The sequence below is a fragment of the Fictibacillus terranigra genome, assembly GCF_030412265.1.
Lineage (GTDB): Bacteria > Bacillota > Bacilli > Bacillales > Fictibacillaceae > Fictibacillus_C > Fictibacillus_C terrinigri.
The window spans coordinates 132,725-159,175 of sequence record NZ_JAUHLN010000002.1 but is presented as its reverse complement, the minus strand read 5'-3'; the positions used below and the strand labels follow the sequence as shown (position 1 = coordinate 159,175).

Genomic DNA, 26,451 nt, shown 5'->3' with positions numbered 1-26,451 from the left:
CAGAAGTATAGGCATTTTAATACCTGCTAGTCCAAACAATTAAAAAACCGAATACATCGATTTTTCTTTCTCGGCCAGTAGGTAGGAATCTACGATGATTTCTCGGTACGTGGGCCGCTTGTGCAATGAACAATTTTGCCTGTGTAACGGAACGGAACCCTTTAATATTGATGTGGTTGTTCGTATCGAAATTAATTCGTAGCTTCTCGTTTTTTTTAATACAAAACCTACTCTTATTGAGACTTTTCGCGAATAACATTCCTGATATATTACATTTATTGATATGATCGGAATAACTAAAATGTGCGGGGGAGTAAAGTGAAAAAAAACTACTCTTGGTTTTTAATTCCGAGTATTGTCATGTCTTATGGCACGTCAATAAGAGTTTTTATAGAAAATTAAATAAAGCTTCTATATAAAAAGGGGAGTAATAAATGAATAAGATAATAGTTGTTTGGGTAGTCGTTCTTGGGGTAGTTCTTTCTGGATGTAGCAGTTCGGAACAAAAAACTAAACCAGCGGTAAAGAAATCACCTTTTAAAAGTTCTACATCTTCAGAAGTATCACACGCTGGTGGGAATATCACTGGTGTTTGGCTGGCAACGGGAAAACAGGATGGTGTAAATAGCACTTGGTACTTTAGCAACGGACGATTAATTGTCAATTACATGTACCATTTTTCTTATGTAATCGCTAAAAATAAAGATCCTCATGGGTATACTGTGGTAACGATAAAAAATAGCAAAGTCAAGCGGCAACATGCTTTGTTATTGAAAAGAAACGGGAACAGTAATTTTGAAGGTTTAACTGTTGAGGGGGAAGCTTATAACAAATATTTGGCTAATGGTACAGTTCCAAAAGGACAGATTATCGAATTTGCCTTCCAAAAAAATGCCTGGGGAAGTATGGACGAAGCTATTGATTTTTATGAAAACACCTATAAGAATACGAATAATGAGATTTCTAAAGAAATGATATGGGATAATTACCGAAGGGATTTGTGGGATTTGGTAAAGGAAGGAACTTCAGATCATACGATAACGTTACACTGGACGAATATCGGCGGGGCTGGGGGAAGCTACAATCAATTTGTTAAAAATGATAGAACCACAGTGATCACCTTCTTTGATGGAAACGCAGGCTATCCCAATCATCCTACCATGAGATATACGATTCGAAATTCAGATTATAAAGTGATTAAGACAGAAGAACTGTGGAAGCAATAATAATAAACTTTTTTCTTTATATTTATATCGTGACTGCGGCAAGTCTTTCAACGACGTAGGTAATTTTAATAATTACACATGGGATTATATTGCATAAAACATCAAAATTCCCAAGAAACCATGAAATTTTACACTGAAGCAGATATAATTCTTTTCTTTTTGAATGCTGCGGGAACAGTATTATCTGACGGGGAAAGAAAGAATTTCGAAAAACTTAGTAAAGTGAATGAAAATATTATATTTGTTCTAAACAAAATAGATGCCGCGGAAAACATTCCATATCTTGTTAAGTATATAGAAGACAATACGAAAAATAACTTTAAAGTAGTACCCATATCATCGAAAACTGGAGAAAATATAGATACCTTGAGGAGTATAATCCTTGATACTGTAAAAAAGAAAAAAAAGATATTCTATTCGCGAAGTTTATAAAAGAAAAATCTTCAACCGCAAATAAATGGATATTAGCAGCCGCAAGTTCTTCCGTCGTAGTTGGAGCTTCGCCAATTCCTGGATCAGATATTTTCCCCATTACAGGTATTCAAGTTGGATTATTAGTAAGGTTGGCTACACTTTATGAAAAGCCAATTACAAAGGACAGGACAAAGGAATTAACCATAGCATCTTTAACTGAAATGTTGGAAAAAGTCTATTTAGGCAAGTTGTAAAGTTTGTTCCTGGAGCAGGTTCCATTGCGGGAGCAAGCGTAGCTGGAGGAATGACTTTAGCGTTAGGGTATGCAATTAAATACGCTTATGAAAATAACATAGAACTGGATACTGATACTTTAAAGACGATATATGGGAGCTTTAAAAAAAATGAGCAGTATAATTAAAATTTAGTGGCAATCTAATTATCAACCTTCCGTTGATGAGCTTGCGGTGTTATTTGTTGTGTAACTGTTGTTCTTCAATTATCGGGTAGTGTTAGATTAAAAAAACCCAAAATTAAATTAAACGCTTAGGAAAGATTCCTAAGCGTTTTTTCATTACTGCATAAATGAATGAATTGCATGCTTTTTTTTGCTCTAAATTCACATGGGTATACATTGCTGTGGTGGATAAACTTTCATGACCTAATAATTCTTGTAAGATTCGTATATCCACTTTATTATTTTTATTTTGAAGAAGCAAAGTTGCAAACGTATGGCGTAAATGGTGCAAAGAGTACCGTTTAGGAGGCAATCCTGCTTTAGGTAAGATATCTTTAAAAACTTTGTGTAAACCTCTAGGATCCATCTTCATTTTATTTTTATTTAAAAATACGGGTTCAGTTGGATACAGCTGATAGTGTTCTTGCTGTTCAATATATTCCTTTAGTAAAGGGATAAGAATGGGATGAAGAGGGAGGAGACGCTCCTTTTTTCCTTTCCCAAAGATACGAATCGTTTGGTTATACATATCGATTTGCTCCCATGTTAAATCCACTAATTCCTGTCGTCTCATCCCAGTTGTCGCAAGTAATTTAAACATTACATGATTGCGTGTAGCAAACCGATCCGTAGAGTTTTCTAAATACGTAAATAATTTTAGTAGTTCTTGGAGTGTCATATATACTGGTAATTTTTTATCTGATTTAGGAGCCTGAACGCCCAGCATAAAATTGTGCTTTAGATAATTTTCTTTTATACAATAGACGCAAAACGACTTTAAGGCGGATATACGGCGTTGTAATGTTCTGGGCTTGATTTGGTATTCCAACACTTGCTCCTGAATGAATCTACGGGTTGTAGCTGCTGTTAAATCATCTAAATTCAGCGAGCGATCGTGTTTGGTCAAAAATGAAGCATATAACTTTAAATCAAAGGCATAGCTTTTAAGCGTATTTTTGGAGTAATTTTTTTCTACCTGTAAATACATTAAAAAATCATCAGTTGCTTGTTTTAAATCCATGTAACGACCTCCGTAAAATTTTATTATAAGGACGTACCCATAAATTATGGGACGACCCTGAGAATTATGGAACGGTTCCAACAGTTATCAGGTCGATACACGTTTTTATCGTAAACTTAGAGGGAGGAAGTTCCTAATATAAGATATTATCGGAACGTGAGGGATTGAAGTTATGGTACGTTTACGTTTTTTCTTAGTTAACATAATATATATTCTAGGAAGCTATGCGAGAGCGAATGAAATTTGTTTCAAATGTTAAGTTTACTGATGATATTGAGACAACATAAAAATTGAAACAAAAATCTGATCTCGAAAATGTTTCAGATCCCACACGCATATTATTAATAGAAGTTATTATTCTCAGATTGAATTATTAAAAAAAGATTCAAGTCCTTTTAATGCAGCAAATTTTTATTCAGGGCATTTAAATGAACCCTTTAGTTCGTGCTAGAGCAATCTCCAGTATCAATTATGCATTGCGATTTACAATTACGTTATACATGGATTTTTAATCCCCCTTCGATCATTCACCATTTGACATAATTGGAAAAAGGGATGATGAATTAGGAGATCCCGCCCTGAGATTTGGAATAGCAATAAAAAACTCCTTGAGGAGAGTGTCCTCAAGGAGTTTTTTATGCATACAGTGGCTTTTGATGTGGAATAGAATTCATTTACCGCCTCGTTGGCTCAGTGACAACACCGTTAAAAGCAGATTGATAAATGTTCCTAATGTCATCCTCCAATAATGGGTAAGGGCTTCTGGCCAGTATCCGCCTTTGCTGGACTCCGTCTTGAGTGAGGCGTTCCAAAGCGGATTCAGGTATATCAAACTCTGCTAAAGTTGACGGAATTCCAACATCTTTTACAAGCCTCTCCAGTTCCTCAACGCACTTGTAAGAAGCGTCTTCCTCAGATAAATAGCTGGAGTTGCCCCCTAGCGCGTTTAAAATATCCGCCATTTTTGCCGTGCAGCTTTTTCGGATATAACCCATGACATAAGGCAGCAATACGGCGTTTGATTCACCATGGGAAATATGGAATTGACCGCCTAATGGATAGGCTAACGCATGAACTCCCGCCACCCCTGCATTAAAGAACGCTAGTCCTGCGATAAAGCTCCCATTACTCATATCGATCCGGGCCTTTTTATCATTGCCATTATGGACGGCCTTTCGTAATGAACGGCCAATGAGACGAATGGCTTGAAGGGCTAAACCATCGGTCACTGGGCTTGCATTAACCGAAATATAGGCTTCCACCGCATGGGTTAATGCATCAATTCCTGTGGCTGCTGTGACTTTCGCTGGAACAGAAACCGTTAATTCAGGATCCAAAATGGCTGCATCTGCTAAAAGATAATCGTGGGTAACGACGTCTTTTGTTGATTTTAAGGACAAGACGGATATATTTGTCACTTCCGAACCCGTACCAGAAGTTGTCGGGATAAGGATTTTTGGCAATCCTTTCTTTTCCACTTTCTTTGTTCCGGTGAGGTTTAAATAGTCGGCTACTGATCCTTCATGCTCCGCCAGAACGGCTGCTAATTTCGCTAAATCCAATGCACTACCTCCACCGAGGCCAACCACCATTTCAAATTGGCCTGTTCGAGCAAAGGAAACTAGCTTCTCACCTGTTTCTATAGGTGGTTCAGGTACCACATCCGTATATATCGTAACATGATACCCCCCCTTTTTTAGGGGAGTAGTCACCCGCTCGACTAACCCTATTTTTTCAAGCGTGGGATCCGTTACCACCAGTATTTTCTTAGGCGCGTATTTTTCGACTTCGGGCAATAGTTGTTCCAAAGCACCCCATCCGGTATAACTTAATGGGGCAAAAACTAACTTATCAAAACTCATTTAAGATTCCCCCTTACTCATAATAGCCTTCAGTGGATTTGCGAAATTCTTTAAATTGATTAGGATCATGCCCAAACCAGACCTGAGAGTTTGTTTCCTGAGCTATTCTGCGTATTTTTTCAACCGCGTTTGCATAGCCCAGTGAATCGTAGATGATGCCGGGCGGCTTGATCGGTGGACCAAAGCTTTCCGACGTATAGACCGCATCTGAAGCAAGGATGATTCCGCCCAATTCCGGCATATCGATGTGAAGTCCAATCATGCCCCAGGCATGGCCACTTCCAAAATTTAAAATCTTAATGCCTTCTGCCAATTGGAGATTGTCATCACCCCGTTTTACTGTTCGCCACTGAAGATTATTTTTGATCCAAGCATCAATATCAACCCAAATATATGCCCCTTCCTTTTGATTGCGTGCGTAGGATTGGAGTGTACCGTTCAACTCGTCTTCATGAACGATAATCGTTGCATTCGTAAATAGTTCCAAACAACCCGCATGGTCTAAATGAAGGTGGGAAGCGACTACATACTTTATATCTTCCGGCCGTACATTCAGCTGTTCCAAACGGTTATGAAGGTAGCATTCTTCCCCCATGGAAATCGGAAACATGGCTTGAGTTGCTTGTCCCCACCGGCCATCAGGACCCATTGAATTGGGGTTGCAAGCGGTATCAAAAAGGATTTTACCCTCTGGATGATCAATGAGAACGGTATAAACGGGGAACTCAACAAATTCGGTTTGCACATTTGGTTTGTCAATGGTTGCCGGGTTATGCATGGCGATCATCCAATTTTTATCCATCTTCATCCGACCGTTATCCAGTACATAAAGTTTAGGATTAGGCTTTATAATGTTTGTCATGAATTACTCCCCCTTAAAAAGTCGTTTTCATTGTAACGAATTTTAATTCGGTCATTTCTTCAACCGCGTATTTAATTCCTTCACGGCCGTAACCGCTTTCTTTCACACCGCCATAAGGCATATGATCGAGCCTGAAGGTTGGGATATCATTGATTATCACGCCGCCCGACTCCAACTTACGTGCGGCATGCAAGGCGTTCATAATGTTTTGGGTATAAATCCCCACATTGAGTCCATACACCGAATCGTTCACCATGTTAATCGCTTCATCCTGTTCTTTATAGGGCACGATTGACACCACGGGAGCAAACGTTTCCTGACATGAAACTGCCATATCTCGTGTGACGTTCAGCAAAACGGTTGGTGGAAAAATAGTTCCATTCCTTGCCCCACCGATGCCAATTTTGGCACCCTGCTTTACGGCCTCAGTTACCCACGATTCGATCCGCTCCAACTCCCGGGGGGTGATCATGGCACTTATATCCGTAGTTTCTTCCGACGGGTCACCGACTTTTAATTGTTTTGTGCGTTCTATAAAACGCTTACTAAAATCCTCATAAATCGATTCGTGGACATAAATGCGCTGCAGTGAAATACAAACTTGGCCAGCAAAGGAAAATGCCCCTTCCACACATCTCTGAATCACTTTTTCCAAAGGTACATCCGGTTCGACAATTAACCCGGAATTTGAACCAAGTTCCAATGTTACTTTTCTTAATCCCGCTTTTGCTTTAATTGCTTTACCTACTTGAGAACTGCCTGTGAAAGTTATCTTTTTGACTCTTGGATCCAGGATTAAAGCATCACTGAGTTCTCTGCCGCTACCTGAAACTACCTGAACAGCTCCATCCGGAAGTCCAGCCTGCTGAAAAATTTCAGCGGTAAGATATGCACTTAATGGGGTTTGTTCAGCAGGTTTTAAAACAACCGTGTTTCCTGCAGCGATGGCCGGACCCAATTTGTGGGCGACCAAATTAAACGGAAAGTTAAAAGGGCTAATGGCGACCACAACGCCTAATGGTTCTCTCCATGTAAACCCGATTCGATTTTCACCGCCTGGGGCCGCATCCATCGGAATCGTCTCCCCATAAATCCTTTTTGCCTCCTCTGCAGCAAGCTGGTAGGTGGCAATGGTTCGATCGATTTCTCCCCGTGCGTTGCGAATAGGTTTGCCGGCTTCCTGTACCAACACACGAGCTAACTCCTCCTTCCTTTCCTCAAAGATTCGCACAACCCTTAACAAGATCTCAGAGCGTTGATAGGCATGCATCTCTTTCATTACTTCAAAAGCCGCCTGAGCCCCGTCGATTGCCCGATTTACATCTTCTTGATCCGCCATACTAATTGTGGCGATGGTTCCTCCGTGATAGGGAGACCGGAGATCGTAGGTTCTTTGCTTGATTACTGGTTTTCCATTGATAAATAAACCTTTGATATTCATAATGGACTTCCCTCCTTTCACTTCTTCATATGCTTGCAAGATCCATGCCAAAATAAAAAAGCCTGTGTTGATTACGATGGCACGGCTTTGTTGATTATCATGTGGTGATAAAATTCACCACAAAAACCGTATTATGAACGAATGGTTATATAATATAGACGGTGACGATTTTCACCATCGGTGACGATTTTCACCGTATTTTGTACAAGGAAGGGTTTTTATCATGGATAAATTAGAGAAGATACTAGAATTTTCCACCGACGGTATCTATGTGGTTAATAAAGAAGGCAAGACATTGCTTGTTAATTCGGCTTATGAGGAAATGACTGGGTTCCAACGAGAGGAGCTAGTTGGCAAGCACATGAGTGAATTAATGGAGAAAGGATATTTTGATCAGTCTGTCTCTCTACTCGTATTGGATGCCAAAAAGAGGATTTCCATTTTGCAGAAAATCGGGCAACAACAAAAAGATGTCATCGTCACCGGAAATCCCGTATTCAATGAATCTGGTGAGATTCAGATGGTGGTGACGAGTGTCCGCGATATTACTCAATTAAATAGGATGACTAAAGAGTTAACAAAGGCGAAAAGTTTTTCAGAAATGAGCCAAAACCGTTACACGTTTATGACAGATGGCTCGGATGAACAAGTGATCTTCCAAAGTGTCCGAATGAAAGAAGTTATTCAAAAAGTAGAGCAGGTGGCATCCTTCCCTACAAGTATTTTATTGTTAGGCCCTTCCGGATCAGGAAAAGAAGTCATCGCCGATTTACTTCATCAATTAAGTGACCGGAAAGATAAGCCTTTTATTAAAGTGAACTGCGGGGCCATTCCTGAACCATTGTTAGAATCAGAGTTGTTTGGCCATGTAGAGGGCGCGTTCACTGGAGCACGCCGGGAAGGAAAAATCGGGTTGTTGGAACTGGCAGATAAAGGGACCGTTCTTCTTGATGAAATAGGTGAACTGCCGCTACCGCTGCAGGTCAAATTGCTCCGTGTACTCCAAGAGAAGCAAGTCCAGCGAGTTGGAGGCACCAAAACGAAGCAATTGGACATTCGAATTATCTCGGCTACCAATCAAAATTTAAAGGAATTGGTTAGAGTAGGTAAATTCCGGGAAGACCTTTTTTATCGTTTGCAGGTTGTAGAATTGAACGTTCCGCCTTTGCGTGAGCGTCCAGAAGACATCCATGTCCTGCTGCAGCACTTTTTTGCTCATTTCTGTAAATTATATAATGTGGAGAAGCATATCTCACAAGATACGCTGCACATATTGGAAAATTATCATTGGCCAGGGAATGTTAGAGAATTAAGAAATTTAGTGGAAAGCATGATTGTTTCGGTTCCTTCCCTTACGATTGAACCAGTTGACCTCCCGCCTCACTTCAGGATTCAGAATCATCCTGAATCCATTCTTCCTTTGAAACAGCGGGTCAAACTCTTTGAAAAAAGATTGATTGAAGATGCACTACAGAGGAAGCCCTCTATTAGGAAAGCTGCGGCCTATTTAGGAGTAGACCATTCAACCCTTGTGAAGAAAATTAAAAAATTCCATATGCACAACCACTGATGTATGGCCCAGTTTAATCACGTTAAAGACTTTTATATTAATAATCCTATAACGGTAAATGGTGAAGGTGCCTTAAGCAAGTAATGAACGGGTTATCGAAGGTAGCTTTAAAAGATTAAACCCATCATAATATGTACCCTATAGAATAGACACTAAAAAGTCTACCTATAGGGTGCTTTTCTGTATATTGAAGAAAAATCGGGGATGATTTGAAGACTCCTCACGTTAAATCAGTAAGCCCAAAAGGAATTACCTATATGGATGAGTTCAAGCGTAGTTTTATCCGATCATTATGATAATGGGAAACGGCCCAGGGAGATATTTGAGAAAGCAGGATTCGATGTTGATCGGAATAGAACGAATTCATCAAAAGTGTTCAATTGTTCTTGACGGTTACAAATGCCACTTAACAATGGATTAAATACTCCAACATCGATCTTTATTCTCGTTTAATACTGCTGCAAGTCCACAAGATATAATTGTTTTCCCTACTCCAGTATCAGTTCCTGTTACAAATAAACCCTTCAATTAATCAAGTTCAACTCTTTTCCAATTAAATTAAATGACTCTAACAAGTAATCTACTTCTTTAAAACTATGGTCAGAGGTGACAGTCAACCGAATGCGACTTTCTCCTATTGGTACTGTTGGTGGACGAATAGCAGGTGCGTATATTCCTTTTTCCTGTAGTCTGTTCGAAAATATTACAGCCATTTCGGTATCCCCAATAATCACTGGAATAATTGGTGTATAGTCCCCCTTCACGGTATAACCCATTTCTTCTAGACTAGTTTTTATCTGTTTTACTTTTGAAACCAACAGTTTGCGCTTTTCTTTACTATGTTCAATAATCTCCAAGGCTGCATACGAAGCAGCACAGATGGATGGTGGGATAGCTGTTTGAAAAATAAAAGTTCTAGCATGGTTTAGCAGAAAATCAATTAACACCTTCGAACCAGCTACAAAACCACCTTCCGTTCCAATGGCTTTGCTTAGAGTCCCAATCACTACATCAGGAAAAACAGCAAAATATTCACTAGTGCCCCTGCCGTCATCTCCTAAAACACCGGTTGCATGTGCATCGTCAACGATAACGAAAGCATGATAATGTTTAGCAAGTGACATAATCATATCAAGCGGCGCAATCGTACCATCCATACTAAATACTCCATCTGTTACAATAAAACGTCGCTGATAAGATTCTGTTTCTTTCAGCTTTTCTTCAAGATCATCCATATCAACATGGTTATAAATGACTGTGTCAGCTTTTGATAGATGGCAGCCATCAATAATACTCGCATGATTTAATTGATCGCTTAATATTACGTCCCCTTTTTCAGGTAAAGATGACAGTACACCGACATTAGCTAAATAACCACTTGAAAGCAGAAGGGCTGCTTCCGTTTGCTTAAAGCTTGCGATTCGTTCTTCGAGCTTTTCATGCCATTCAGAATTCCCTGTAGTTAACCTTGAGCCACTACTTCCTACTCCAAAATCATGTAGTATCGTTCCTGCTGCGTTGACCAATCGTTTATCATTCGCCAGCCCTAAATAATTATTTGATGAAAAGACGATTTGTCTCTGACCATCTATAGACATTACAGGTCGAGGAGCTGTATTCATTGTTCGTAACTTTCGATACAAGCCAACCTCTTTCGTCTTGTCTAATCGTCGGTTTAACCATCCATCAAACTTCAACACTTGTTACCTCATTTGTTTCCTCAATAATTGCCTCTTTCATGATCGTTACCATTGCTTTTAGTTCTTCCCTTGTACTGGCAAGTGAAGGCATAAAGACAATGACATCGCCCAATGGTCTCGTTAGCATACCGAGCTCTCTCATCTTTAAGGAAACCTGATAGCCTACTCGTTTTTTAGAAGGATAGGCCACTTTTGTTTCCTTTGAGTGAACAAGCTCTACTCCACACATAAAACCAAGCTGCCTGATATCTCCCACGTGAGGGAGTGATTGTAGCTCATTAAGGAGTAAATCTAGGTCCTCTGCTTTTTGGGCTACCTGTTCTACGATTTTTTCAGATTCAAACAAACGTAAATTTTCGATCTCAACCGCACATCCGAGCTGATTTCCCGTATAAGAATGGCAGTGGAACAAGGTTTTTAACTTTTCGTAGTCATCATAGAATGTCATGTAGATTTCTTCAGTTGTAAATGTTGCAGCTACTGGTAAATAGCCTCCTGAAATCCCCTTCCCAGCTGCCATCAAATCTGGTTGCACACTTTCATGTCCACAGGCAAAGAGTTTTCATCATAATCTTTCATTTGTGTAAAAGGTAGCCAAAGGTACTTTTTACTTTTTTCAATCCATTCTTGAGTCATTCTCTTCCCCCCATTGGATGATAACAGGCTGTTTTTCCAAATATTGTATATATGAATTTAGATCTTCGTCTTTTGAGCTATCAACAAAGAAGATTCGACAGCCTCGTTCATCTCCGTATTCTTTCAGCTTAGAAATACGTTGATAGCCTAGCTTTTTACTTGCAACATAACCTGTTATGTATTCAGGATCATCTGACCAGCATAATTCTGCGACAGTTGCCGGATGCTCACACACCTTTGTTGCAAGTACAAGCGCCTCTTTAACTCTGGAATTTTTAGGAACCTTGTAGTAGTCAGCCCATTTTTCAAAATTAGTGTTCATCCAGTCCATTCTGGAAACACGCACACCCTTTTCGTTCTTATAATCAATTCGTTCGCCTAAATGTATGTCAATCAATATAGCGCCTCTGATTCCTGAATATTGAGTCATATATGTATACGCTTTTTCAATGATTTGTCTAGAAATACCAACCTTTTCTAACAGATTCCAAGACAATGCTTGTCCTATTTCAACTGATTCCACTTCATTTGTCTCAATTTGTAAAGGCTTAATTAGTTTTATAGGCTCGTCAAGAGAGTCAAACTGAATCTGCATAAAATCTGGTGTACCCCTTGAATGAGTTAAGCCCTTTTCCAATAAGGCATTCACAGCATGTTTCATATGGCTTAAAGTTGAAAGTTTTTCCCCACCAGAAATATGCTTTCCACCCTGTTCATGAGATCCATTTTTTGCAGCTCTCATTCTAACGCTATAAAACTTTCCCTCTTGCATCCTTTTATTCTCCCCCCTAGAATTTGCTTCAACATCTTGTTAGTGAAAGTGCGTAGTCATTTTTAATATCCTTGTACCGCGCAATAATTAACGGTCTACCAACCCAATGGTTTTTAATGGATTTTCTGTAATGAAAACAAAAAAATCAAAATTAATCTGAAATTCCATTTTCAAACGCACTATCCCTTAATGTAAACCAAAATAAAAAAATGGTTAACAAATTAAATTCTAAGATTCTTACTCTATTCTGTCAATATTGTTAAATGAATTTACATGCCTTTCTTTGTTTAATAAGGAAGCAATGATAGACGCAAACTTGTGAAGGTTCGCTTACGAAGAAGCAAACTTCCAGATGCATGGCAACGGGCCTAATGTGTCTTAAACTTGGGTACATCCTGTACCGCTGATGATATTAAAGCCCATTCTTTCTTGTAATTTAAAACTTATGCTGTTTCACAGGAATCTGTGATGAGGTCGGAGTGATTACACAAAATGCAACAAAGTTCGAAAGATGACAGAGGTATTATTTCTTTAAAGTATGATACTTAGCTTCGTCTCGGCCGTAATGGCATACATGCTTTAACCAAACAAAGAGCAGACTCTTTTTTTAGAGTCTGCATGCTAATGATCATCATTATGATGCTTTTTTATGTCAAAATAAAATCGCTACGCCATTCCGCATACTTCTAAGTTACTTTTCATCTTTGGGTGATGAAGACCAGGTTCTAAGCCTGTACCTAGCCCTACCATCGTTGCTTGAATATTAGGTCTTTCGATTGTATAGAAATGAAAATCTTCGCCTCCTGGAGTAACCGGAGGATGGACGAGGGTCCTTACACCAAGCATCTCTCGAACCGCCTATCCCGATTTATTCCAAAAGGGGGTTCTTCTCTGCTGCTACCATTTGTGCCCGAATTTCAAGTTGTACTTCGGCGCCATTGCCTTCTCCTGCATATTGAACCGCTCTCATTACACTCTGTGTTAAAGCTTCCATCGCCCTATTCGTTTGTGCTCGAAGATCAATACTAAACTCAGCTCGTTAATGCAACCGCTTACAAACAATATAATTGAAAATGAAGATTTCAGATAGGTGCTATTCTTTTCAAATTAGAATAAGCTTACGATTAAATGCCATGTTGACCAAAGAGTCAAACCAATCAAGCATAGTAATAGCATGTTTTCCCACCAATTATTGGCATACTGACCTAAAAGCTCTTTCCGGTTCGTTAACACCATTAATCCTATGGCAACTGCAGGTAAAAGAATGATTTGAAATGCGTTAACAACAATAGTTAAGTATACAAATCCAGGCATTGATGGTAGTGCCCAAATAAGGGGAGAGATTACTGTAACAAGAAGAGTGGCTTTGTAAACAGGATCTTTAGTATACTCACGATTATATTTTTTCGCTCTTTCAGGGAAGGTAGTATGAATAGCATCTACAAAAAGAGTTCCAAAGCCAAGTGCATAAACGATGACGGTCTTAACACAAGCACCTAAAACCCCGAGATAGAAAAGGATACCTCCAAGTATACCGAGTGTTAAAGTTAACATTTGAGCCATATCTCCCACACTCTCAACTGTTAAACCCCTTGGATGGAGAATTTCAGCGCCGAGTGTCCAAACTGCTAGATCGATTAGAATAATCATTGCAATCCCAAACAAGAGATCATAGCGTTGAAGTTTTAGATAGGATGGACCCTCCCAGCCCTTTTCCTTAAACAGATAGGGATAAATCAAATTTGACATTGAACCGGCCACAGCACCGATTAAAGAAAAGACAAAAACCAAAGTGTCTAACCCACCCACATTATCCGGGACACTAAATGCGATCGTCCCTTTTGCGATATCGGCAACGTTAGGACCGACCCATAATGCGCTTCCCACTAGACTGATAACCATTACTATAAGAACGCCTTTAATTGTTATCTCAACATAGTTATAAATACCATTTCCAACTAAAACAAGAGCCACGACAACAACGGCAATTGACCAGATGAATGTGTTTCCCACTGAAGTAAGTTTCACTAATGCTTCTCCGGCACCTTTAACAAGATAAGCTGCATAAAAATGCGCGAGCAAAAGACTGGCTATACCGAAAAACATGGGCAAAAATTTATTTATTCGATTATAACCTTGAATAATTGTTTCCCCATGGACATTACATAAGGCGTATTTGGAAATTACATTCACTAAGATATATCTTAGAAGTAAGGCTATAACCAATCCCCACATAAGATTATAACCATAATGGGCACCTGAAACGGACATATCGACAAGATCTCCTGCGCCCAACCAGCTTAGAACCATTACTATTCCTGGTCCAAACGAAATCATATATTCCTTGAAGTTGGAGGGAATGCGGGCTAATTGTGGTCGCTTTTGCTGTACTGTTTTTTGAACGGGTAATGACATCTGTTACTCCTCCCCTTTATAAAAAACTAGCATTTGTTTTTGCAAACTATGAAGCAACTATTTCTACTTAAGGAAAGCTCGCTCCTCTAAAAAGGTATTTGTTATTCCTATTAAGTTGCTTTGCCTTCAATCCTCAAGTCTTGAAAATCAACGATTGCCCTTGAGGAATTGTCTGTAATTCCCCAAGGGCTTAAGTTGGATTCTAAGCCCACATGATGTCATTTTCTTTAATGGGGTGAATTCGTCACCTTTTTTTTGCTATCACCTAAAAATACACCTTGTTCCTCTAATTTGCCCTGAAGCTTCTGAATATCGAGTTCAGTTATAAGCTCATTGTTGTGTGCCGCGATTGCTGCTGCAACTCCGGCACTCTGCCCCATTACTAAACATGGTGCCATATTCCGAGTTGCCCCCAGTGCAAAGGAAGTGGTTGAGATACATCTGCCTGCTACTATAACATTGTCCACATACTTCGGAACCATTGCACGGAAAGGAATATCGAAAGCACCATCGTCTCCAATTTCATAAAAATGTGCCTGACCGGTGTCTGGATCGTGAATGTCAACAGGGAAACAAACCTGCCCAATTGTATCTTCAAATTTACGTCCTGCAATACAGTCTTCATCACTGATCTCATAAAGTCCTTCAATTCTCCTGGTTTCTCTTACACCAGCAAATGCAGATGGAACAAAATAAGCATTCTGGAATCCGGGAACGTTATCTTTTAGGAATTGGCTAATTCGGTACATTTGCTTTGTTAATTCTACGGTGGCTCTGGATAATGCGAGGGGGTCCGTACCATCAACACCTATCACAGCTGAAGTGTTCACATTAATGTGGTTCGGCCATACGGTATTGAAAAAGACCTTGTGATCTTTATTAGGGAAGATATTATTTTCAAGAATGATGTCATTCCACTTACTGAACGTACCATTAAAATATACTGGAAACGGCTCTGGATGATCAGAGCGAGTTGCCATCGCAGGTTTTGAGACAGCTATGGCATCAGCGATTTCTTGATTATTTGTTCCGTAAGAACGAAGCACCATTGAAACCGGTTGCATTTTACCAGTACTTTGATCACCTTTTGTATAATTCGCTCCTGCAGAAACAGCTACATCGGCATCTCCACTGGCATCGATATATGCTTTCGCCCTGATAGTACGAATCCCGCCCTTTACAGCAACTTTAACTCCTTTAATATTCCCTCTCTCTGACTCAGTTCCAACAACATTAGAGCCTAACAAAACGATTACTCCTGCTTCATCTAATAATTCAGTAGATAGGACTCGAAACAGTTCTCCATCAACAGGAGTGACGGAATGTACAAAGGTTCCGTATGGAATATGACCTACAGCTCCACCCATCATAACTAATCGATCAACCATTTCTTGGGCAATCCCAAAAACCACCTGTCGCCCCAATTTTGTTATAAAGTTATGCAAACAAAGTCCAGTAGTAGCATTTCCTCCAACAAAAGGTTTTGATTCTATTAGAATCGTTTTGGCTCCATTCCTAGCTGCAGCAGTAGCAGCCGCCACTCCAGTTACCCCGCCCCCAATTACTAATACATCACAATCCATTTCATACATAAATTTTCCTCCTTTTTTCGAATCTTTGTATCCTTGTATACATGTATTATAAAATGTTTTCATATAATTGTAAATATTCAAAATTTAATATCCATTCATAGCATAAAAAAAAGCCACCTGAAAGTAATCAGAATGACCGAACTCAATTTAAGCTTTTAAACTGTGGAAATGATTGTTTATTTACAACATGTCTCTTAATACTTCCTTTGCTGTTAATAGATGCTTTCTTAGAATACCAACAGCTAATTCGGTTTCCCCTTGTTTTAAGTGATTTAAAATCTGGACATGCTCCTGTTCAGAACCTTTTGCCCATTTAGAGTTTTTTAAAGAATAGATACGATATCTAGATATCGTATCCTGCAGTGAATGAATAAACTGTTGTAATTTGTTATTCTGTAATGCTGATATAATGGTAAGATGAAACTCAGAGTTTATATGGTTAAGCTCTTCAACATTTTCCTCTTCGAGAAGTAATTCTGCCTTTTTTACATAAGCCTCAAGTCGATTAATAATCGTATAATTATCTGGTAAGATCCTACGGAGTGCCTCCATCTCTACAATCATTCGAATTTCATAGATTTCCTGAATTTCCTCTAATGTAGGAATCGAAACAATTACTTTGCGGCCTGGAAGTACGGAAACCAAGTTTTCATTTTCCAAACTTCGAAAAGCTTCACGAACCGGGGTACGGCTTACTGATAGCATGTTTGCAATTGAATTCTCACTCAATTGTTGCCCAGGCTTTAACTTTCCGTCTAATATTGCCTTTTTGATAGTTTGATAAACAACCTCTCGCAATGGTAAATAAGTTGGTAATTCACCAAGTGGCTCTAGTTTGATTTCTTCTTCCAAAGTCATGAGGATTCATTCCTTTTTCTTAGTAATAAGTCTGGACTTTCGAAAACCATTAAGTCAATAATAACTGAAATCCAAGATATAAATCTAAATAAAGCATACACTGTTTTTAAAAATTAGGCTATGTTAAGCTTTAGTGTTGATTCTGGGAATAAAGCTAACCGCCTTCTGAGTGTCCTTGTTAGTTGAGTCAACATTGACTTTTTATAGAGATAACTTCAGGATATATTCTTCAACGTCCTCAGCTCGTGAATTGGAGTATCCCTTGTCTTCTCCTTTTATCTCAAAGCCACACTTTTCTAATACGCGAATGGAAGCAATGTTATCCTTCGCCGCACGAGCATAAAGGGGGCGAATGGTTATACAATCCAGAAATTGAGAGAGTGCTTCGGTCGTGACACCTTTCCCCCAGTATTCACGTCCGATCCAGTAGCTGACTTCCCGTTCACCGAACTGTTCAAAGCATGAGACATGTCCTGCCACATTTCCACTATAAATTACCGTCTTTTTTATTATCGTCTCATTGTTTAAAATCTTTTCCCAATGTGCCTTAAAAGCAATCTTATCCGACGGGTCCTTAGAAGTAAAGGCAGCCATAAAATTGGCTGTCGTGTCCAACTGCTGTTCAAAAAAAATCAATAGGTCATCTTCGATTACGTCACGCAACAACACGATTTCCACATTACACCTCATTCAAGTAAAATTTTTTTCAAACCACAGATTAATTTAGACAGTTATATTGAAGTATTCTTTCAAAGCTGACCTTCGAAGATTAGTATTTGTCTCTGTTACAGTGAACAGGCAAGAAGTGATTAACATATTTTTCTTATTCGACGCAGTATTCTCCTATTCCTTGCTATCTAAGTAACGAAACCAAGCCAAATAATGTTGCAAATATTTTGTTGCAACGCCATTAAAGCGGTCAATCCAACGCTTCAAACGGCTATGGTAGCTGTTTACATTCTGAGTGTGGTAAACCCCTTTCACACGCTGTTTCCAGTCGGACTTGAAGCGGTAATGGGTTAAACCTTTCGAATTGGCGTAGGAACTGAATGCACGCCATGAATCGGTACAAAGTACATTCGACTCTGATAAATGACCGCCATAGCCTCATCCAATTTCGTAGTCCGAATACGCCCACGTCCAAGAACGCCGGAGAAAGTCATCTTCTGACGATCACGGGCGACCAATACACATATTTGGTCGTTGCTGATGCCCCGATATTTAGCTTTGCCGCCGCGTTTACGGGACTTGCGTTCAGAGATGTTTCTTTTCCCCTTTTCAGAGTAGAGGAAATAGGTCTCATCCATCTCGATGATACCTTGGAATGATTCCGTTGAAATTTGTTTCAGAGTAGAAAGAATTTTATACCGCCAATAATAGGGGTTACATGAGTTACCTCATCATGCAACAACTCGGCACATTTCCTCAGCGAAAAACACTCAATCATAAATTCAATGAATCGAACCCAAAGGTGAGGTCTTCTGGTGCATTGAAGTGGAGTATTCGTGAGATCGTTAAACGTTTGACGGCAGGATTTACAGCGATAACGTTGCCGTCTAACCTCCCCAGTACGGGTTTTAATCACGTATTTTCCAAATTGCACAACCGAGAGGCTATCGCAATGTGGGCAGACAAGACCAGCTTTATGCTTTTAGCTCCTGGATTTCATCGATCGCACGTATAGGAGTAGTCATTCCCGTGATACGAGATTGCAAAAAGTGGAAGAGTTCCAGCTTGCCGCTGTTGTCTAAAACATCAGCACGCTTTTTCAAATCCTTTAGGTCCATAGGAAAATCATCTCCGAACGATAGTGTTACCTTAGTTATAGAACAAACGTTCGAATTTATCAAATATCAACATTGTAATTTAACATAGCCAAAAATTAAACAATGAAGCTCTAGATAGTGTTTATTAAGCTCATCATAAATGCGTGTACTTTTCCAGACGGTTAGCATATGATTCACTTCAGTTTGTCCTAATTATTAACAGTCAAAAAGGTTACTCAAAAGTATCATGCTACTGCTAAATAGCAACAACACCATAATTTCTAAGATGGATTACAGGGCATTAAATAAAGTCCTTTTGAATTATTTATATGAATTGGAGTGGAGGTGGTTTGTTCGTAGCACCTTATCCGGCCGAGAGCCCTGTCGTTGGACAGGGCTCTCGTCAACTTATGCTACTTACATCAAGTGCATGTTGCCAACTCGGATAGTAATATAAAGCGCTACGCATGAGCTCAGGATGAGTTTGTTTCACTTGTTTTTTGCTTAATGAATTTCCCCTGTTTTCAAGCTCCTGAATCTGCATGATCACTTCTTTTGCTGATAAATTAGGTTCCAATGGATTCACTCCTTGTCTTTAGCACTATTCTTGCCTTTGATACAAAGATTAAACATGAAAGAAGGAAGAACAGTAAATGATCATCTTTATGATGAGTTCAAAGTCATTCCAGTACTATTAATATACAGAACAAATCGAAAAAGATAGTTTCTATAGAAACAAGATGTATAATGAAAGAAACTAGATTCAGCTGTTCACAGAAATCGCGAAAGGTTTTTAAATCAATTAGCCCTTTAATGACCTTACATTCCATGAGTATTACGCTTTAATAGTTTCTGTTTGATTTAGATATGAATATATATTCCTTCTAGTAATGAAATCAATGCGATCAAATAACAGGGGGACCCAGCTATATGGATAATCTATTAAAAGTATCATCAAAATCAAAGCCGAGTTCAGTTGCGGGCGCAATAGCAGGCGTTGTTAGGGAGACAGGTACTGTAGAAATTCAAGTGTTGGGAGCCGGTGCATTAAATCAAGCGATTAAAGCCATTGCGATTGCAAGAGGATTCGTAGCTCCCGCTGGTCTTGATTTGGTCTTTGTTCCTGGTTTTATACCTATTTTAATCGATAATCAAGAAAAAACTGCAATAAAATTAAGGGTAGATCCAAGAAAAAAACGATAGATTTTCATTATGTTAAAAATACCTGTTTAAAAGGCTTCTTTTGCATGCCTTAACAAAAGGTTTTTAATTTTAATATGGGATATAGCTACGAAAAAGATTACTCTATGGTGACCCGTTATTTATTCATCCATTTTTATAAGGCTGTTTCTAAATAATACCTAATAAGATTTTTTTGATTTTTTTTATTTATAAACATACCTCGCCTTACAAAAAATTTATTTCCGTGCAGTTTAATTGTGTCACCGATTGATATAATGGGTTTATTATTAGATAGCAATAACAAAAGTTGTTCACCAGTTCCTGAAAAAATCTTCTTATTACCTGCAATGAGTTCATGTCTATATTCCTCTGGTTTTCTTATCATATCTCATTCTCCGCTCTATTGTTTTTATAGTGTTTACCCTGAATGATTTGGCATAAACACCAACAATTCGAGATTTCTATTAATGGATACAAATTGATTCGACCACCCCGATCATTAAGTGCCTGGTATGGCCTCAAAGTCTTCTCTATAAGCAGCAACAAAAAAACACCCTCTAAAGGATGCCTAAAAAATTTATAGCTGCTCAATCATTCCTGAGAGCAACACGCCATCTTTTTGTTTTTCACAAACTCTTAAATGTATAAACAATTCACTTTGGAGATTCTTCGCTGTCCTCATTACTTGATCATCTTCTTTATCACTAATTGTATTTATAAAAATTGTAAATGTTTCACCGTTTTGACTGGCGTTTTTTAATCTATTCAACAAAGGACTGTAATCCATTTTATAACCTCCTTCCGCTTTAATAATTGGACAAGAAGCCAGGATATTCCTTTATCATAAAGAGCACCCAATTTGGATGCTCCGCCTTTGTTGATTATCAAAATTAAACCTAAATTTTTTATTAAAGTAAAATTTTTTTCCTGACTTGACGGAAAAAATCGCTTTTTCTTAAACCCATTTATTAGTTCAATAAGTTTTGAGGAGTATTCCTTTCCCTCAAAAAAGAAAGTAAAAACGGAATGTGTTGACCATTCCTGTATTAAATCAGATTTGCATCTAAATAATCGGCTAATGTTTGCTGAAGCGTACCTTTAGTTGATGCATACTCATCAAACGAAATATCCAAATTAATCATTTTCCTGACAAGTTCTGCACGCAGACCGGTAATGACCGCTTCACATCCCATCAAGGAAACCCCGCTCATCACTCTTTGAAACTGGTGTATTACCTCAATATCCATATCTGTAATGCCTGATAGATCCATGATTAACGTTCGGATTTTTAAATTTGAAATATCCATCAATATTTTTTCCTCAATGGTATCCATACGGTACACATCAATTAAACCGATTAAAGGAAGGACGGCTATATGAGGACTGATCGGTATAATTGGCGCGGATAAATGCTCAACTATTTTTCGCTGAGAGCTGATTAATTCATCTTTATAAGATGAATAACTAATGAAAAAGCTATTAAGAAAATTATCGATGCCGTCATTGATCTGCGTCTCCATCTCATAAATCATTGCTCTGTAGTCTGAAATACTGACTACATGGGTATTCAGTTGATCGTATTTAAACAGGTAGTGCCAGACCGTCCTTCTAATCGCATGTACCCACTCCAGCTTAAGAGTAAGAGTTAAAGAATGCTCTGCCCAGGCTATCCCTTCTTGCTTGGCAAAGGAAATGAGTTCGTTCTCTTTCCTTTCCACCACATACGTTACCATCTTCTCAGCGTTTTTCAAAAGATCAATATTCCCTGATTGTAAAATATCATTTATTTTAGGCGCGACTTCTACAGCTTCGGATAACAGCTTATTTTGAAACTCTTCTCTCCGACTGATGATAAACTCAATAATTTCTCTTTGCTGTACTCTGTCCATTTGCTGTTCTCCTTCCAGTGGTAAAAAAATTATCTCTTTTCCTATTTTAAATTTCCTTTATTTTTGAAGAGTTTTTAAATTAACTATAAAAATATTCCCATTCTCCTTTGTAATCAAACCTTTTTATACAAAAAAATAAACAGGCCACCTGATTTGGATGCCTGAATGCTATTGTCACAATAACCTTCAATTTTAGTTTGTGTGTATGATTAAAAAACGCGTTACTAACGGGCGTTTTTCAAAGCTGTATGCAGATTTCACACCACATTGGCCTTTTTGCATAAGTCACAAACTTATGACAATAAACTGCGAAATCAGTTAAATTATTCCGCCTCGTATTGGCTTACCTCCAGCACCACCAGAAAAGGCTGGATCTTCAGCTTTACATTCCAGCAGGCAAACTTGGGCTTTTTTTCTTAATCCCCTTTTATAGCGAACTTCATCACTCTTTTTAGAATCACGCTGAATACTCATGAATTCTGCAGGTGTTTCATCTGCTGCGCACCCGCCAATCGCAAAGACGATGATGTTAAAAATCGTGAGGCGTTTACCTCACGATTTTTTATGCTCCGCTTTCCTTTGGATCACTCTTTGATTTACTACCCTTTTTAGAACGATATTCTTTTCCTTTATTATCATCCCCACTCACAAACTCACTGCTAAATTCTAGATTGTTTTGTGCTTGTGGTGAACCTTGATTTTGGCTTCCTTTGCTGCCATTGCGACTTGTCATTACATTCCCTCCTTTATTCAAAAACTTCCTTCATAGTATTGCTTATACGTTGCCTTTTACTCATTGTTCAATATAAAGTAGAAAATTGTATTGTATTGTTTGTTATTGGAGCCGGGATGGCATCACCATGTTTTCTAAGACTGGGAGTGCCAATCTTCAGCTATTTACCCCTGGGATTTGAAGAAGAAAAAATAACCATACATTAAGAAATGTAAAACGCAGAAGAATTTATAACAGAGGGGTCATGAACGCTCCGCACCAATAAATTAACAACATACTACATAGCAATAAGCAGCCCTATTTTACAAAAGGAGCTGCTTATTTATTAACAAAACCTTAGGTAAATAAGTTTCCAAGTTTTTGGATCAAACGCCAATACCTAAGTTTTTTTGAAGTATTAAAAGCGGCAGGTTTCCCTGCTGCTTCTCATAATCATAGAATTGTTCCCTTTCTCAGTTAGCTCTTCAGATTCCTTACCGTTCTGCCTGCAGTATTTAAACATTTCGCACCTTAATTCTTGGCTGACCTTGTTTAGGAGGAACCGCATAAACTCCATCTGGAAAAACAGCTTCAAAAGTCTCGATCTCTTTTAGGAGATCTTTCTTTCGTTGGTCCATATTAATGCTCCAGAAACTGCTGTCGTTCTTCTTCTGTAAGCTCTTCGGACTCTTCCCTTTTTTCATGCAATACTCTGCCAAAGCTTTTACCTTTAGGCGCGCCTTCTTAGGATCCTTTGGAAGTGTGTAAACACCTCTGGAAAGTTATCTTCAAATTTTTCAATATCATGACGCAGCATTTTATCACTCACCTTTCTTACAGTGTAACCTTTAGGTATTGATACTATTACGTCTACTGACTTTGCCATACCTTAACACCTCCTGGAAAGTAATGCTTACATAAACGCATAGCCCATTCTTGTCCATCCTTATGGCCGCCTAAGTCCGTGTATAAATCGAATTTGGAGGACTAAGAGGTTAACTTCATATACCCGTCTAACTTGTGATGTAACTGTACCAGCAAGCAAAAGCAATTAAGCATCTCCTTACTCCAATGTAATTTCTAGCTTTGTTTTGTTGAATTTTCTTATTTGTTGGAGAGGATTCAACTATATCTAAGATGACCAAATATTTCTGGTTAATGTCCAATTCCTCCCGACCTTTGGTTTTTTAATTAAGAGCTAGATATGAAACAGGCATTCATACCTATTTCAAACCTGTTTTCAGGGAATCTTAGGTAATGAGTTGAATCTTATGTTACTAATTCGGTGAAAGATAAGATGCTGCAGAACTAGCTGTTTTAAAATTTAAAACAAATCCAGGAATGTATAATGGTGTTAATGTCCCTTTTCTAAAACGCCGTAAAGCTGAACGATGGACCATGAAGCTAAAACAAACAAGCAGCCATCCCTTTTCACATTGCGAATTAAACAAAATAAAAGAAACACAGTGAGCGTTTTCACCTCACACAAGGGCATTCTTTTGCAGGCAGTCAGTTCCTTCGCTTAATAACAATGGGCGGGTATAGAAAGTAAAAAGAAAATTCATCTTTTTTTTGATAAAATTAAGGTACGTGAAATTATAGTCATTTAAAGGGGCATATTCCGAAAAACGATTTAGACCGTTTCTTCTATTCTTCCTATCATAAAAATTCCCCATCAAAAAGAACTTATGTCGAAAGATCGACACAAGTTCTAAAATGCCTATTGAATTGTCAGCACTCCTGTAATAAGAAGGCTTATTACATCCCTATTTAAGAAGTAACGATCTCATTTTTCTATTTCGTTCTAATCTTTCCAATTCATCCGCTAAATCATATTTTTTGAGAAGATGAAACATCTCATTTAAGGTGGGTTGTGAGTTATTCCTGTTTAAAAAATCATCAAACAACCCACAAATATCTTCTGGAAGTTCTTCCTTCCGTGCCTCGTATTTACGTTTGACATCATCTTTTGAGTGATCCATGTTACACTTGTTCATAACATCCCTCCTCTTCCACTCACTCTCTTTATCTTAATATGATTGAACTATTCTTACAACGTGAAACAAAAAATAACCTTTTGAATGAGAGAAAACAAGGACACTATCATTATTTTTACCATACGTAGTTAAATTTTTCCTCATTCTGTTCGTGCTCTATTTTTTGCAATCTCACCCACATAAGCTTTTCACCACGTCGTGTATCCGCTTTTCTACAACGATCAATCGGTGATTGTTCAAAATGAACAAAAATAAAGAAATTGTCGAAACAATAGGACAAAATAAGGGTTAATTTTTGTTAAAAACGTTATTATAATTGTACATAAAGTGTCTGATCGGTTAGAAAGGAATGGTACAGATGACTTTAGACAAGATGTCTAACAAGTCTCTAATGAAGGCTTACATTGAAGCAAAAAATCTAATGTTAGCCCAGGATTTTATTGACTTACTCGCTAAAGAATTAAAAAAAAGAAATATAAAAAAGGAATTACAAAAGATTTAACTGGATGTTTCGTCATCTCGTTCATAGGAGAGAATGTCTTTTAAGAAATCGACTTCTTTTGGGTGTAACTCCCTTTTAAGTTTTTCCTCAAAGTCCTTTATCAGTTCCCTTAAAACAATTTCTATGTTCATGATTTCCCTCTTTTCTCCTTAATTCCATAAATTTCATTTTACTGTTTTTTTTTGGTACCACTATGTTTAACTACCGATTTTGTATGTTCTTGTACCTCTGATACCATCCAAATCGTTATTACAACCAGATTTTGTCATACATTCCACTGTGATATTAACTCTTAAAGATGGTATTCTCTTCTTTGTATATTCTTTAGTACAAGCCAATATAATAGATTCTTGTGTAAAAATATAATTTTTTTTGATATGTGGTGATAAAGTCCCTTCTTGAATATTGGGGGATACGCCTTTATTATAGATTTGTGTCTACCTAAATTTTATAAGAAGCGCTTTCAATCATCAATAACCTTCTTTATTAGAATGGAAATTCAGATTAAAGGGAAAGTTGAACATTCAACATCGTCACAAGCATAACCAGTCTGGTGTTGGATAGCTCGGTTAACACCGCCAATGCAAAACACTGGTTCCATCAAATTGTTTGATTGTGCTTGACGGGTCATTTGTAGATGACACACATGCCCATTATTTGTGGGAAACAGAAAATAATTTTAAAATTAGTTGATCCCATTGAAAAAGCTTTCTCTATTGGGAGCTTTGCTTTTATCTTCGTCTTTTAATGTTGTTATTCTAATTGATCGTCGTACATCTAAATTCCCGACTGTCGTGAGCCTTACCAACCACAGTAATTGTTTGGTCGCTCGATGCCAGTTGTGACGAGGCTTTTCGGTATTTATAAATCCAGTTTTAAAATTTTTTGTTCAAACCAACGATTGTTATGTAGTAAATTTACATTTATTTAACACAAAAAATGGATATTTTTTTATCCTTTTGTTGATGTTAATGATTATTGGGATAACAATCAGTCTGCTTGGCCATTGTAGACCACCTCTGTGTTATCCCTTAGCTCTTTTAAAAAAAGTGATCTAGTTTTGAATCGAAATACGGAAAGGCTACCTATTTTTAGGCAGCCTGATCCATTTATGTTTTGTTTGAGAGAAGTAAAACTTATACATTATTACCTACAATTAACGAGATGCTCCACCAAAACCTCCGGAAAGTTGCGATTGTGCTTGAGCAACAAGACGTTTTGTTATCTCACCACCTACTGAACCGTTCGCACGAGAAGCTGTGTCAGCTCCAAGTTGCACACCAAATTCAGTTGCGATTTCATATTTCATTTGATCAAGTGCTTGTCGTGCACCTTGTACTAATACTTGATTACGATTACCACCACTACGATTTGCCATTATGTACTCACCTCCTTTTTTACATAACATCTCAATTTAAACTATTTTTTATGCAATAATTTCTAAAATGTTTCCTATTTTTATATTAAATGGTGTGGTAAGGGTTTACCTATAATTGCACTTTTCACCTGGGGTTTTCTTTGTTGTTCGCAAAGTTTTGTAAACCGGTATCAGCTGCTTACCAGGCAGGAAAAAGCAG

The 26,451-nt window shown here is 38.2% G+C and carries 29 protein-coding genes and 3 pseudogenes; 6 read left to right on the top strand and 26 right to left on the bottom strand.

What is annotated here, in order from left to right; all coding sequences use genetic code 11:
• Positions 1 to 434: 434 nt before the first annotated feature.
• From QYF49_RS08590 to QYF49_RS08585, 3 genes are all read left to right on the top strand, one after another.
• Entirely contained in the window at positions 435 to 1,226 is a 792-nt protein-coding gene (locus tag QYF49_RS08590) for a hypothetical protein (RefSeq protein ID WP_290399216.1), read from the top strand.
• Positions 1,227 to 1,304: 78 nt separating this feature from the next.
• A complete protein-coding gene (locus QYF49_RS25730) occupies positions 1,305 to 1,658 on the top strand; it encodes a GTP-binding protein (protein WP_354005817.1) in 354 nt (117 codons plus the stop codon).
• Positions 1,637 to 1,894 (top strand): DUF697 domain-containing protein, encoded by a 258-nt coding sequence (locus QYF49_RS08585; protein ID WP_354005830.1) that lies wholly within the window; start codon positions 1,637 to 1,639, stop codon positions 1,892 to 1,894. Before QYF49_RS25730 ends, QYF49_RS08585 begins: the two co-directional genes overlap by 22 nt.
• A 279-nt stretch (positions 1,895 to 2,173) precedes the next feature.
• On the opposite strand, the gene QYF49_RS08580 is transcribed toward QYF49_RS08585, so the two are convergent.
• From QYF49_RS08580 to QYF49_RS08565, 4 genes are all read right to left on the bottom strand, one after another.
• Entirely contained in the window at positions 2,174 to 3,118 is a 945-nt protein-coding gene (locus QYF49_RS08580) for a tyrosine-type recombinase/integrase (RefSeq protein WP_290399215.1), read from the bottom strand.
• A 674-nt stretch (positions 3,119 to 3,792) separates the two neighbouring features.
• The gene (locus QYF49_RS08575; RefSeq protein ID WP_290399214.1) at positions 3,793 to 4,980 is read right to left on the bottom strand and encodes an iron-containing alcohol dehydrogenase; all 1,188 of its coding nucleotides are present in this window, start codon (positions 4,978 to 4,980) and stop codon (positions 3,793 to 3,795) included.
• A gap of 13 nt (positions 4,981 to 4,993) precedes the next feature.
• Positions 4,994 to 5,842 (bottom strand): AhlS family quorum-quenching N-acyl homoserine lactonase, encoded by an 849-nt coding sequence (gene ahlS / locus QYF49_RS08570; protein WP_290399213.1) that lies wholly within the window; start codon positions 5,840 to 5,842, stop codon positions 4,994 to 4,996.
• A gap of 13 nt (positions 5,843 to 5,855) precedes the next feature.
• A complete protein-coding gene (locus QYF49_RS08565) occupies positions 5,856 to 7,283 on the bottom strand; it encodes an aldehyde dehydrogenase family protein (RefSeq protein WP_290399212.1) in 1,428 nt (475 codons plus the stop codon).
• Between the two features lie 223 nt (positions 7,284 to 7,506).
• Between QYF49_RS08565 and QYF49_RS08560 the strand changes: the two genes are divergently transcribed.
• Positions 7,507 to 8,853 (top strand): sigma-54 interaction domain-containing protein, encoded by a 1,347-nt coding sequence (locus tag QYF49_RS08560; protein WP_290399211.1) that lies wholly within the window; start codon positions 7,507 to 7,509, stop codon positions 8,851 to 8,853.
• Between the two features lie 371 nt (positions 8,854 to 9,224).
• Here the strand turns inward: QYF49_RS08560 and QYF49_RS08555 are convergent.
• The 12 genes and pseudogenes from QYF49_RS08555 to QYF49_RS08500 form a co-directional block, all read right to left on the bottom strand.
• Positions 9,225 to 9,381 (bottom strand): annotated as a pseudogene (locus QYF49_RS08555) (AAA family ATPase); the annotation flags it as partial.
• Complete coding sequence (gene bioF, locus QYF49_RS08550; RefSeq protein WP_290399210.1) at positions 9,378 to 10,550, bottom strand: 8-amino-7-oxononanoate synthase; 1,173 nt, start codon at positions 10,548 to 10,550, stop codon at positions 9,378 to 9,380. The gene bioF and the pseudogene QYF49_RS08555, both read right to left, overlap by 4 nt.
• A pseudogene (locus tag QYF49_RS08545) lies at positions 10,540 to 11,115 on the bottom strand (aminotransferase class III-fold pyridoxal phosphate-dependent enzyme); the annotation flags it as partial. The gene bioF and the pseudogene QYF49_RS08545, both read right to left, overlap by 11 nt.
• Before the next feature lie 54 nt (positions 11,116 to 11,169).
• A complete protein-coding gene (gene bioW, locus QYF49_RS08540; protein ID WP_290399209.1) occupies positions 11,170 to 11,961 on the bottom strand; it encodes a 6-carboxyhexanoate--CoA ligase in 792 nt (263 codons plus the stop codon).
• A gap of 666 nt (positions 11,962 to 12,627) precedes the next feature.
• Positions 12,628 to 12,807 carry a hypothetical protein gene (locus QYF49_RS08535; protein ID WP_290399208.1) on the bottom strand — a complete coding sequence of 60 codons (180 nt, stop codon included), beginning with the start codon at positions 12,805 to 12,807 and terminating at the stop codon, positions 12,628 to 12,630.
• A 22-nt stretch (positions 12,808 to 12,829) separates the two neighbouring features.
• Entirely contained in the window at positions 12,830 to 12,955 is a 126-nt protein-coding gene (locus QYF49_RS08530) for a hypothetical protein (RefSeq protein ID WP_290399207.1), read from the bottom strand.
• A gap of 113 nt (positions 12,956 to 13,068) precedes the next feature.
• Positions 13,069 to 14,376 (bottom strand): Nramp family divalent metal transporter, encoded by a 1,308-nt coding sequence (locus QYF49_RS08525; RefSeq protein ID WP_290399206.1) that lies wholly within the window; start codon positions 14,374 to 14,376, stop codon positions 13,069 to 13,071.
• A gap of 227 nt (positions 14,377 to 14,603) precedes the next feature.
• Positions 14,604 to 15,968: an FAD-dependent oxidoreductase gene (locus tag QYF49_RS08520; RefSeq protein ID WP_290399205.1), complete on the bottom strand. Its 1,365-nt coding sequence runs from the start codon at positions 15,966 to 15,968 to the stop codon at positions 14,604 to 14,606.
• A gap of 180 nt (positions 15,969 to 16,148) precedes the next feature.
• Positions 16,149 to 16,826 (bottom strand): GntR family transcriptional regulator, encoded by a 678-nt coding sequence (locus tag QYF49_RS08515; protein ID WP_290399204.1) that lies wholly within the window; start codon positions 16,824 to 16,826, stop codon positions 16,149 to 16,151.
• A 201-nt stretch (positions 16,827 to 17,027) separates the two neighbouring features.
• Entirely contained in the window at positions 17,028 to 17,516 is a 489-nt protein-coding gene (locus tag QYF49_RS08510) for a GNAT family N-acetyltransferase (protein WP_290399203.1), read from the bottom strand.
• 33 nt (positions 17,517 to 17,549) lie between these two features.
• Positions 17,550 to 18,613, bottom strand: a pseudogene (locus QYF49_RS08505) (IS1595 family transposase).
• Between the two features lie 382 nt (positions 18,614 to 18,995).
• Positions 18,996 to 19,169 (bottom strand): hypothetical protein, encoded by a 174-nt coding sequence (locus QYF49_RS08500; RefSeq protein WP_175501783.1) that lies wholly within the window; start codon positions 19,167 to 19,169, stop codon positions 18,996 to 18,998.
• Positions 19,170 to 19,522: 353 nt separating this feature from the next.
• Between QYF49_RS08500 and QYF49_RS08495 the strand changes: the two genes are divergently transcribed.
• Positions 19,523 to 19,795: a stage V sporulation protein S gene (locus QYF49_RS08495; RefSeq protein ID WP_290399202.1), complete on the top strand. Its 273-nt coding sequence runs from the start codon at positions 19,523 to 19,525 to the stop codon at positions 19,793 to 19,795.
• A gap of 133 nt (positions 19,796 to 19,928) precedes the next feature.
• Here the strand turns inward: QYF49_RS08495 and QYF49_RS08490 are convergent, their stop codons facing one another.
• The 8 genes from QYF49_RS08490 to QYF49_RS08455 form a co-directional block, all read right to left on the bottom strand.
• Positions 19,929 to 20,159 (bottom strand): hypothetical protein, encoded by a 231-nt coding sequence (locus tag QYF49_RS08490; RefSeq protein WP_290399201.1) that lies wholly within the window; start codon positions 20,157 to 20,159, stop codon positions 19,929 to 19,931.
• Positions 20,160 to 20,351: 192 nt separating this feature from the next.
• Entirely contained in the window at positions 20,352 to 20,561 is a 210-nt protein-coding gene (locus QYF49_RS08485) for a hypothetical protein (protein ID WP_290399200.1), read from the bottom strand.
• Positions 20,562 to 20,820: 259 nt separating this feature from the next.
• On the bottom strand, positions 20,821 to 21,663 hold the full coding sequence (locus tag QYF49_RS08480) for an STAS domain-containing protein (protein WP_290399199.1): 843 nt from the start codon (positions 21,661 to 21,663) through the stop codon (positions 20,821 to 20,823).
• Positions 21,664 to 21,981: 318 nt separating this feature from the next.
• Positions 21,982 to 22,137 (bottom strand): hypothetical protein, encoded by a 156-nt coding sequence (locus tag QYF49_RS08475; protein ID WP_290399198.1) that lies wholly within the window; start codon positions 22,135 to 22,137, stop codon positions 21,982 to 21,984.
• An 88-nt stretch (positions 22,138 to 22,225) separates the two neighbouring features.
• Positions 22,226 to 22,396: an imidazoleglycerol-phosphate dehydratase gene (locus QYF49_RS08470; RefSeq protein ID WP_290399197.1), complete on the bottom strand. Its 171-nt coding sequence runs from the start codon at positions 22,394 to 22,396 to the stop codon at positions 22,226 to 22,228.
• A 494-nt stretch (positions 22,397 to 22,890) separates the two neighbouring features.
• Positions 22,891 to 23,079: a hypothetical protein gene (locus QYF49_RS08465; protein ID WP_290399196.1), complete on the bottom strand. Its 189-nt coding sequence runs from the start codon at positions 23,077 to 23,079 to the stop codon at positions 22,891 to 22,893.
• 26 nt (positions 23,080 to 23,105) lie between these two features.
• The gene (locus tag QYF49_RS08460; RefSeq protein ID WP_290399195.1) at positions 23,106 to 23,261 is read right to left on the bottom strand and encodes a hypothetical protein; all 156 of its coding nucleotides are present in this window, start codon (positions 23,259 to 23,261) and stop codon (positions 23,106 to 23,108) included.
• A gap of 880 nt (positions 23,262 to 24,141) precedes the next feature.
• Positions 24,142 to 24,372 carry a hypothetical protein gene (locus QYF49_RS08455; RefSeq protein ID WP_290399194.1) on the bottom strand — a complete coding sequence of 77 codons (231 nt, stop codon included), beginning with the start codon at positions 24,370 to 24,372 and terminating at the stop codon, positions 24,142 to 24,144.
• 349 nt (positions 24,373 to 24,721) lie between these two features.
• Here QYF49_RS08455 and sda point away from each other — a divergent pair, with 349 nt between their 5' ends.
• On the top strand, positions 24,722 to 24,874 hold the full coding sequence (gene sda, locus QYF49_RS25725) for a sporulation histidine kinase inhibitor Sda (RefSeq protein WP_354005816.1): 153 nt from the start codon (positions 24,722 to 24,724) through the stop codon (positions 24,872 to 24,874).
• Here sda and QYF49_RS08450 read toward each other — a convergent pair.
• Both QYF49_RS08450 and QYF49_RS08445 read right to left on the bottom strand, forming a co-directional pair.
• Positions 24,871 to 25,005, bottom strand: coding sequence for a hypothetical protein (locus QYF49_RS08450; RefSeq protein ID WP_290399193.1), 135 nt, complete (start codon positions 25,003 to 25,005; stop codon positions 24,871 to 24,873). The genes sda and QYF49_RS08450 overlap by 4 nt on opposite strands.
• 1,025 nt (positions 25,006 to 26,030) lie before the next feature.
• Positions 26,031 to 26,252, bottom strand: a complete 222-nt coding sequence (locus QYF49_RS08445; RefSeq protein ID WP_290399192.1) for an alpha/beta-type small acid-soluble spore protein — start codon at positions 26,250 to 26,252, stop codon at positions 26,031 to 26,033.
• Between the last annotated feature and the right edge of the window lie 199 nt (positions 26,253 to 26,451).

What these genes read in the sequence shown, in the direction of transcription:
- QYF49_RS08480 (WP_290399199.1), bottom strand. Translation starts at nt 21,663, where the DNA reads ATGGACAGAGTACAGCAAAGAGAAATTATTGAGTTTATCATCAGTCGG.
- QYF49_RS08590 (WP_290399216.1), top strand. Translation starts at nt 435, where the DNA reads ATGAATAAGATAATAGTTGTTTGGGTAGTCGTTCTTGGGGTAGTTCTT.
- QYF49_RS08445 (WP_290399192.1), bottom strand. Translation starts at nt 26,252, where the DNA reads ATGGCAAATCGTAGTGGTGGTAATCGTAATCAAGTATTAGTACAAGGT.
- QYF49_RS25730 (WP_354005817.1), top strand. Translation starts at nt 1,305, where the DNA reads ATGGGATTATATTGCATAAAACATCAAAATTCCCAAGAAACCATGAAA.
- sda (WP_354005816.1), top strand. Translation starts at nt 24,722, where the DNA reads ATGGTACAGATGACTTTAGACAAGATGTCTAACAAGTCTCTAATGAAG.
- QYF49_RS08455 (WP_290399194.1), bottom strand. Translation starts at nt 24,372, where the DNA reads ATGAACAAGTGTAACATGGATCACTCAAAAGATGATGTCAAACGTAAA.
- QYF49_RS08490 (WP_290399201.1), bottom strand. Translation starts at nt 20,159, where the DNA reads ATGATAAGAAAACCAGAGGAATATAGACATGAACTCATTGCAGGTAAT.
- bioW (WP_290399209.1), bottom strand. Translation starts at nt 11,961, where the DNA reads ATGCAAGAGGGAAAGTTTTATAGCGTTAGAATGAGAGCTGCAAAAAAT.
- QYF49_RS08450 (WP_290399193.1), bottom strand. Translation starts at nt 25,005, where the DNA reads ATGAACATAGAAATTGTTTTAAGGGAACTGATAAAGGACTTTGAGGAA.
- QYF49_RS08535 (WP_290399208.1), bottom strand. Translation starts at nt 12,807, where the DNA reads ATGCTTGGTGTAAGGACCCTCGTCCATCCTCCGGTTACTCCAGGAGGC.
- QYF49_RS08510 (WP_290399203.1), bottom strand. Translation starts at nt 17,516, where the DNA reads ATGAGGTGTAATGTGGAAATCGTGTTGTTGCGTGACGTAATCGAAGAT.
- QYF49_RS08580 (WP_290399215.1), bottom strand. Translation starts at nt 3,118, where the DNA reads ATGGATTTAAAACAAGCAACTGATGATTTTTTAATGTATTTACAGGTA.
- QYF49_RS08465 (WP_290399196.1), bottom strand. Translation starts at nt 23,079, where the DNA reads ATGAAAAAAGGGAAGAGTCCGAAGAGCTTACAGAAGAAGAACGACAGC.
- QYF49_RS08520 (WP_290399205.1), bottom strand. Translation starts at nt 15,968, where the DNA reads ATGTATGAAATGGATTGTGATGTATTAGTAATTGGGGGCGGGGTAACT.
- QYF49_RS08495 (WP_290399202.1), top strand. Translation starts at nt 19,523, where the DNA reads ATGGATAATCTATTAAAAGTATCATCAAAATCAAAGCCGAGTTCAGTT.
- QYF49_RS08525 (WP_290399206.1), bottom strand. Translation starts at nt 14,376, where the DNA reads ATGTCATTACCCGTTCAAAAAACAGTACAGCAAAAGCGACCACAATTA.
- ahlS (WP_290399213.1), bottom strand. Translation starts at nt 5,842, where the DNA reads ATGACAAACATTATAAAGCCTAATCCTAAACTTTATGTACTGGATAAC.
- QYF49_RS08530 (WP_290399207.1), bottom strand. Translation starts at nt 12,955, where the DNA reads ATGGAAGCTTTAACACAGAGTGTAATGAGAGCGGTTCAATATGCAGGA.
- QYF49_RS08475 (WP_290399198.1), bottom strand. Translation starts at nt 22,137, where the DNA reads ATGAGTATTCAGCGTGATTCTAAAAAGAGTGATGAAGTTCGCTATAAA.
- QYF49_RS08470 (WP_290399197.1), bottom strand. Translation starts at nt 22,396, where the DNA reads ATGACAAGTCGCAATGGCAGCAAAGGAAGCCAAAATCAAGGTTCACCA.
- QYF49_RS08560 (WP_290399211.1), top strand. Translation starts at nt 7,507, where the DNA reads ATGGATAAATTAGAGAAGATACTAGAATTTTCCACCGACGGTATCTAT.
- QYF49_RS08460 (WP_290399195.1), bottom strand. Translation starts at nt 23,261, where the DNA reads ATGGCAAAGTCAGTAGACGTAATAGTATCAATACCTAAAGGTTACACT.
- QYF49_RS08515 (WP_290399204.1), bottom strand. Translation starts at nt 16,826, where the DNA reads ATGACTTTGGAAGAAGAAATCAAACTAGAGCCACTTGGTGAATTACCA.
- QYF49_RS08485 (WP_290399200.1), bottom strand. Translation starts at nt 20,561, where the DNA reads ATGGATTACAGTCCTTTGTTGAATAGATTAAAAAACGCCAGTCAAAAC.
- QYF49_RS08575 (WP_290399214.1), bottom strand. Translation starts at nt 4,980, where the DNA reads ATGAGTTTTGATAAGTTAGTTTTTGCCCCATTAAGTTATACCGGATGG.
- QYF49_RS08565 (WP_290399212.1), bottom strand. Translation starts at nt 7,283, where the DNA reads ATGAATATCAAAGGTTTATTTATCAATGGAAAACCAGTAATCAAGCAA.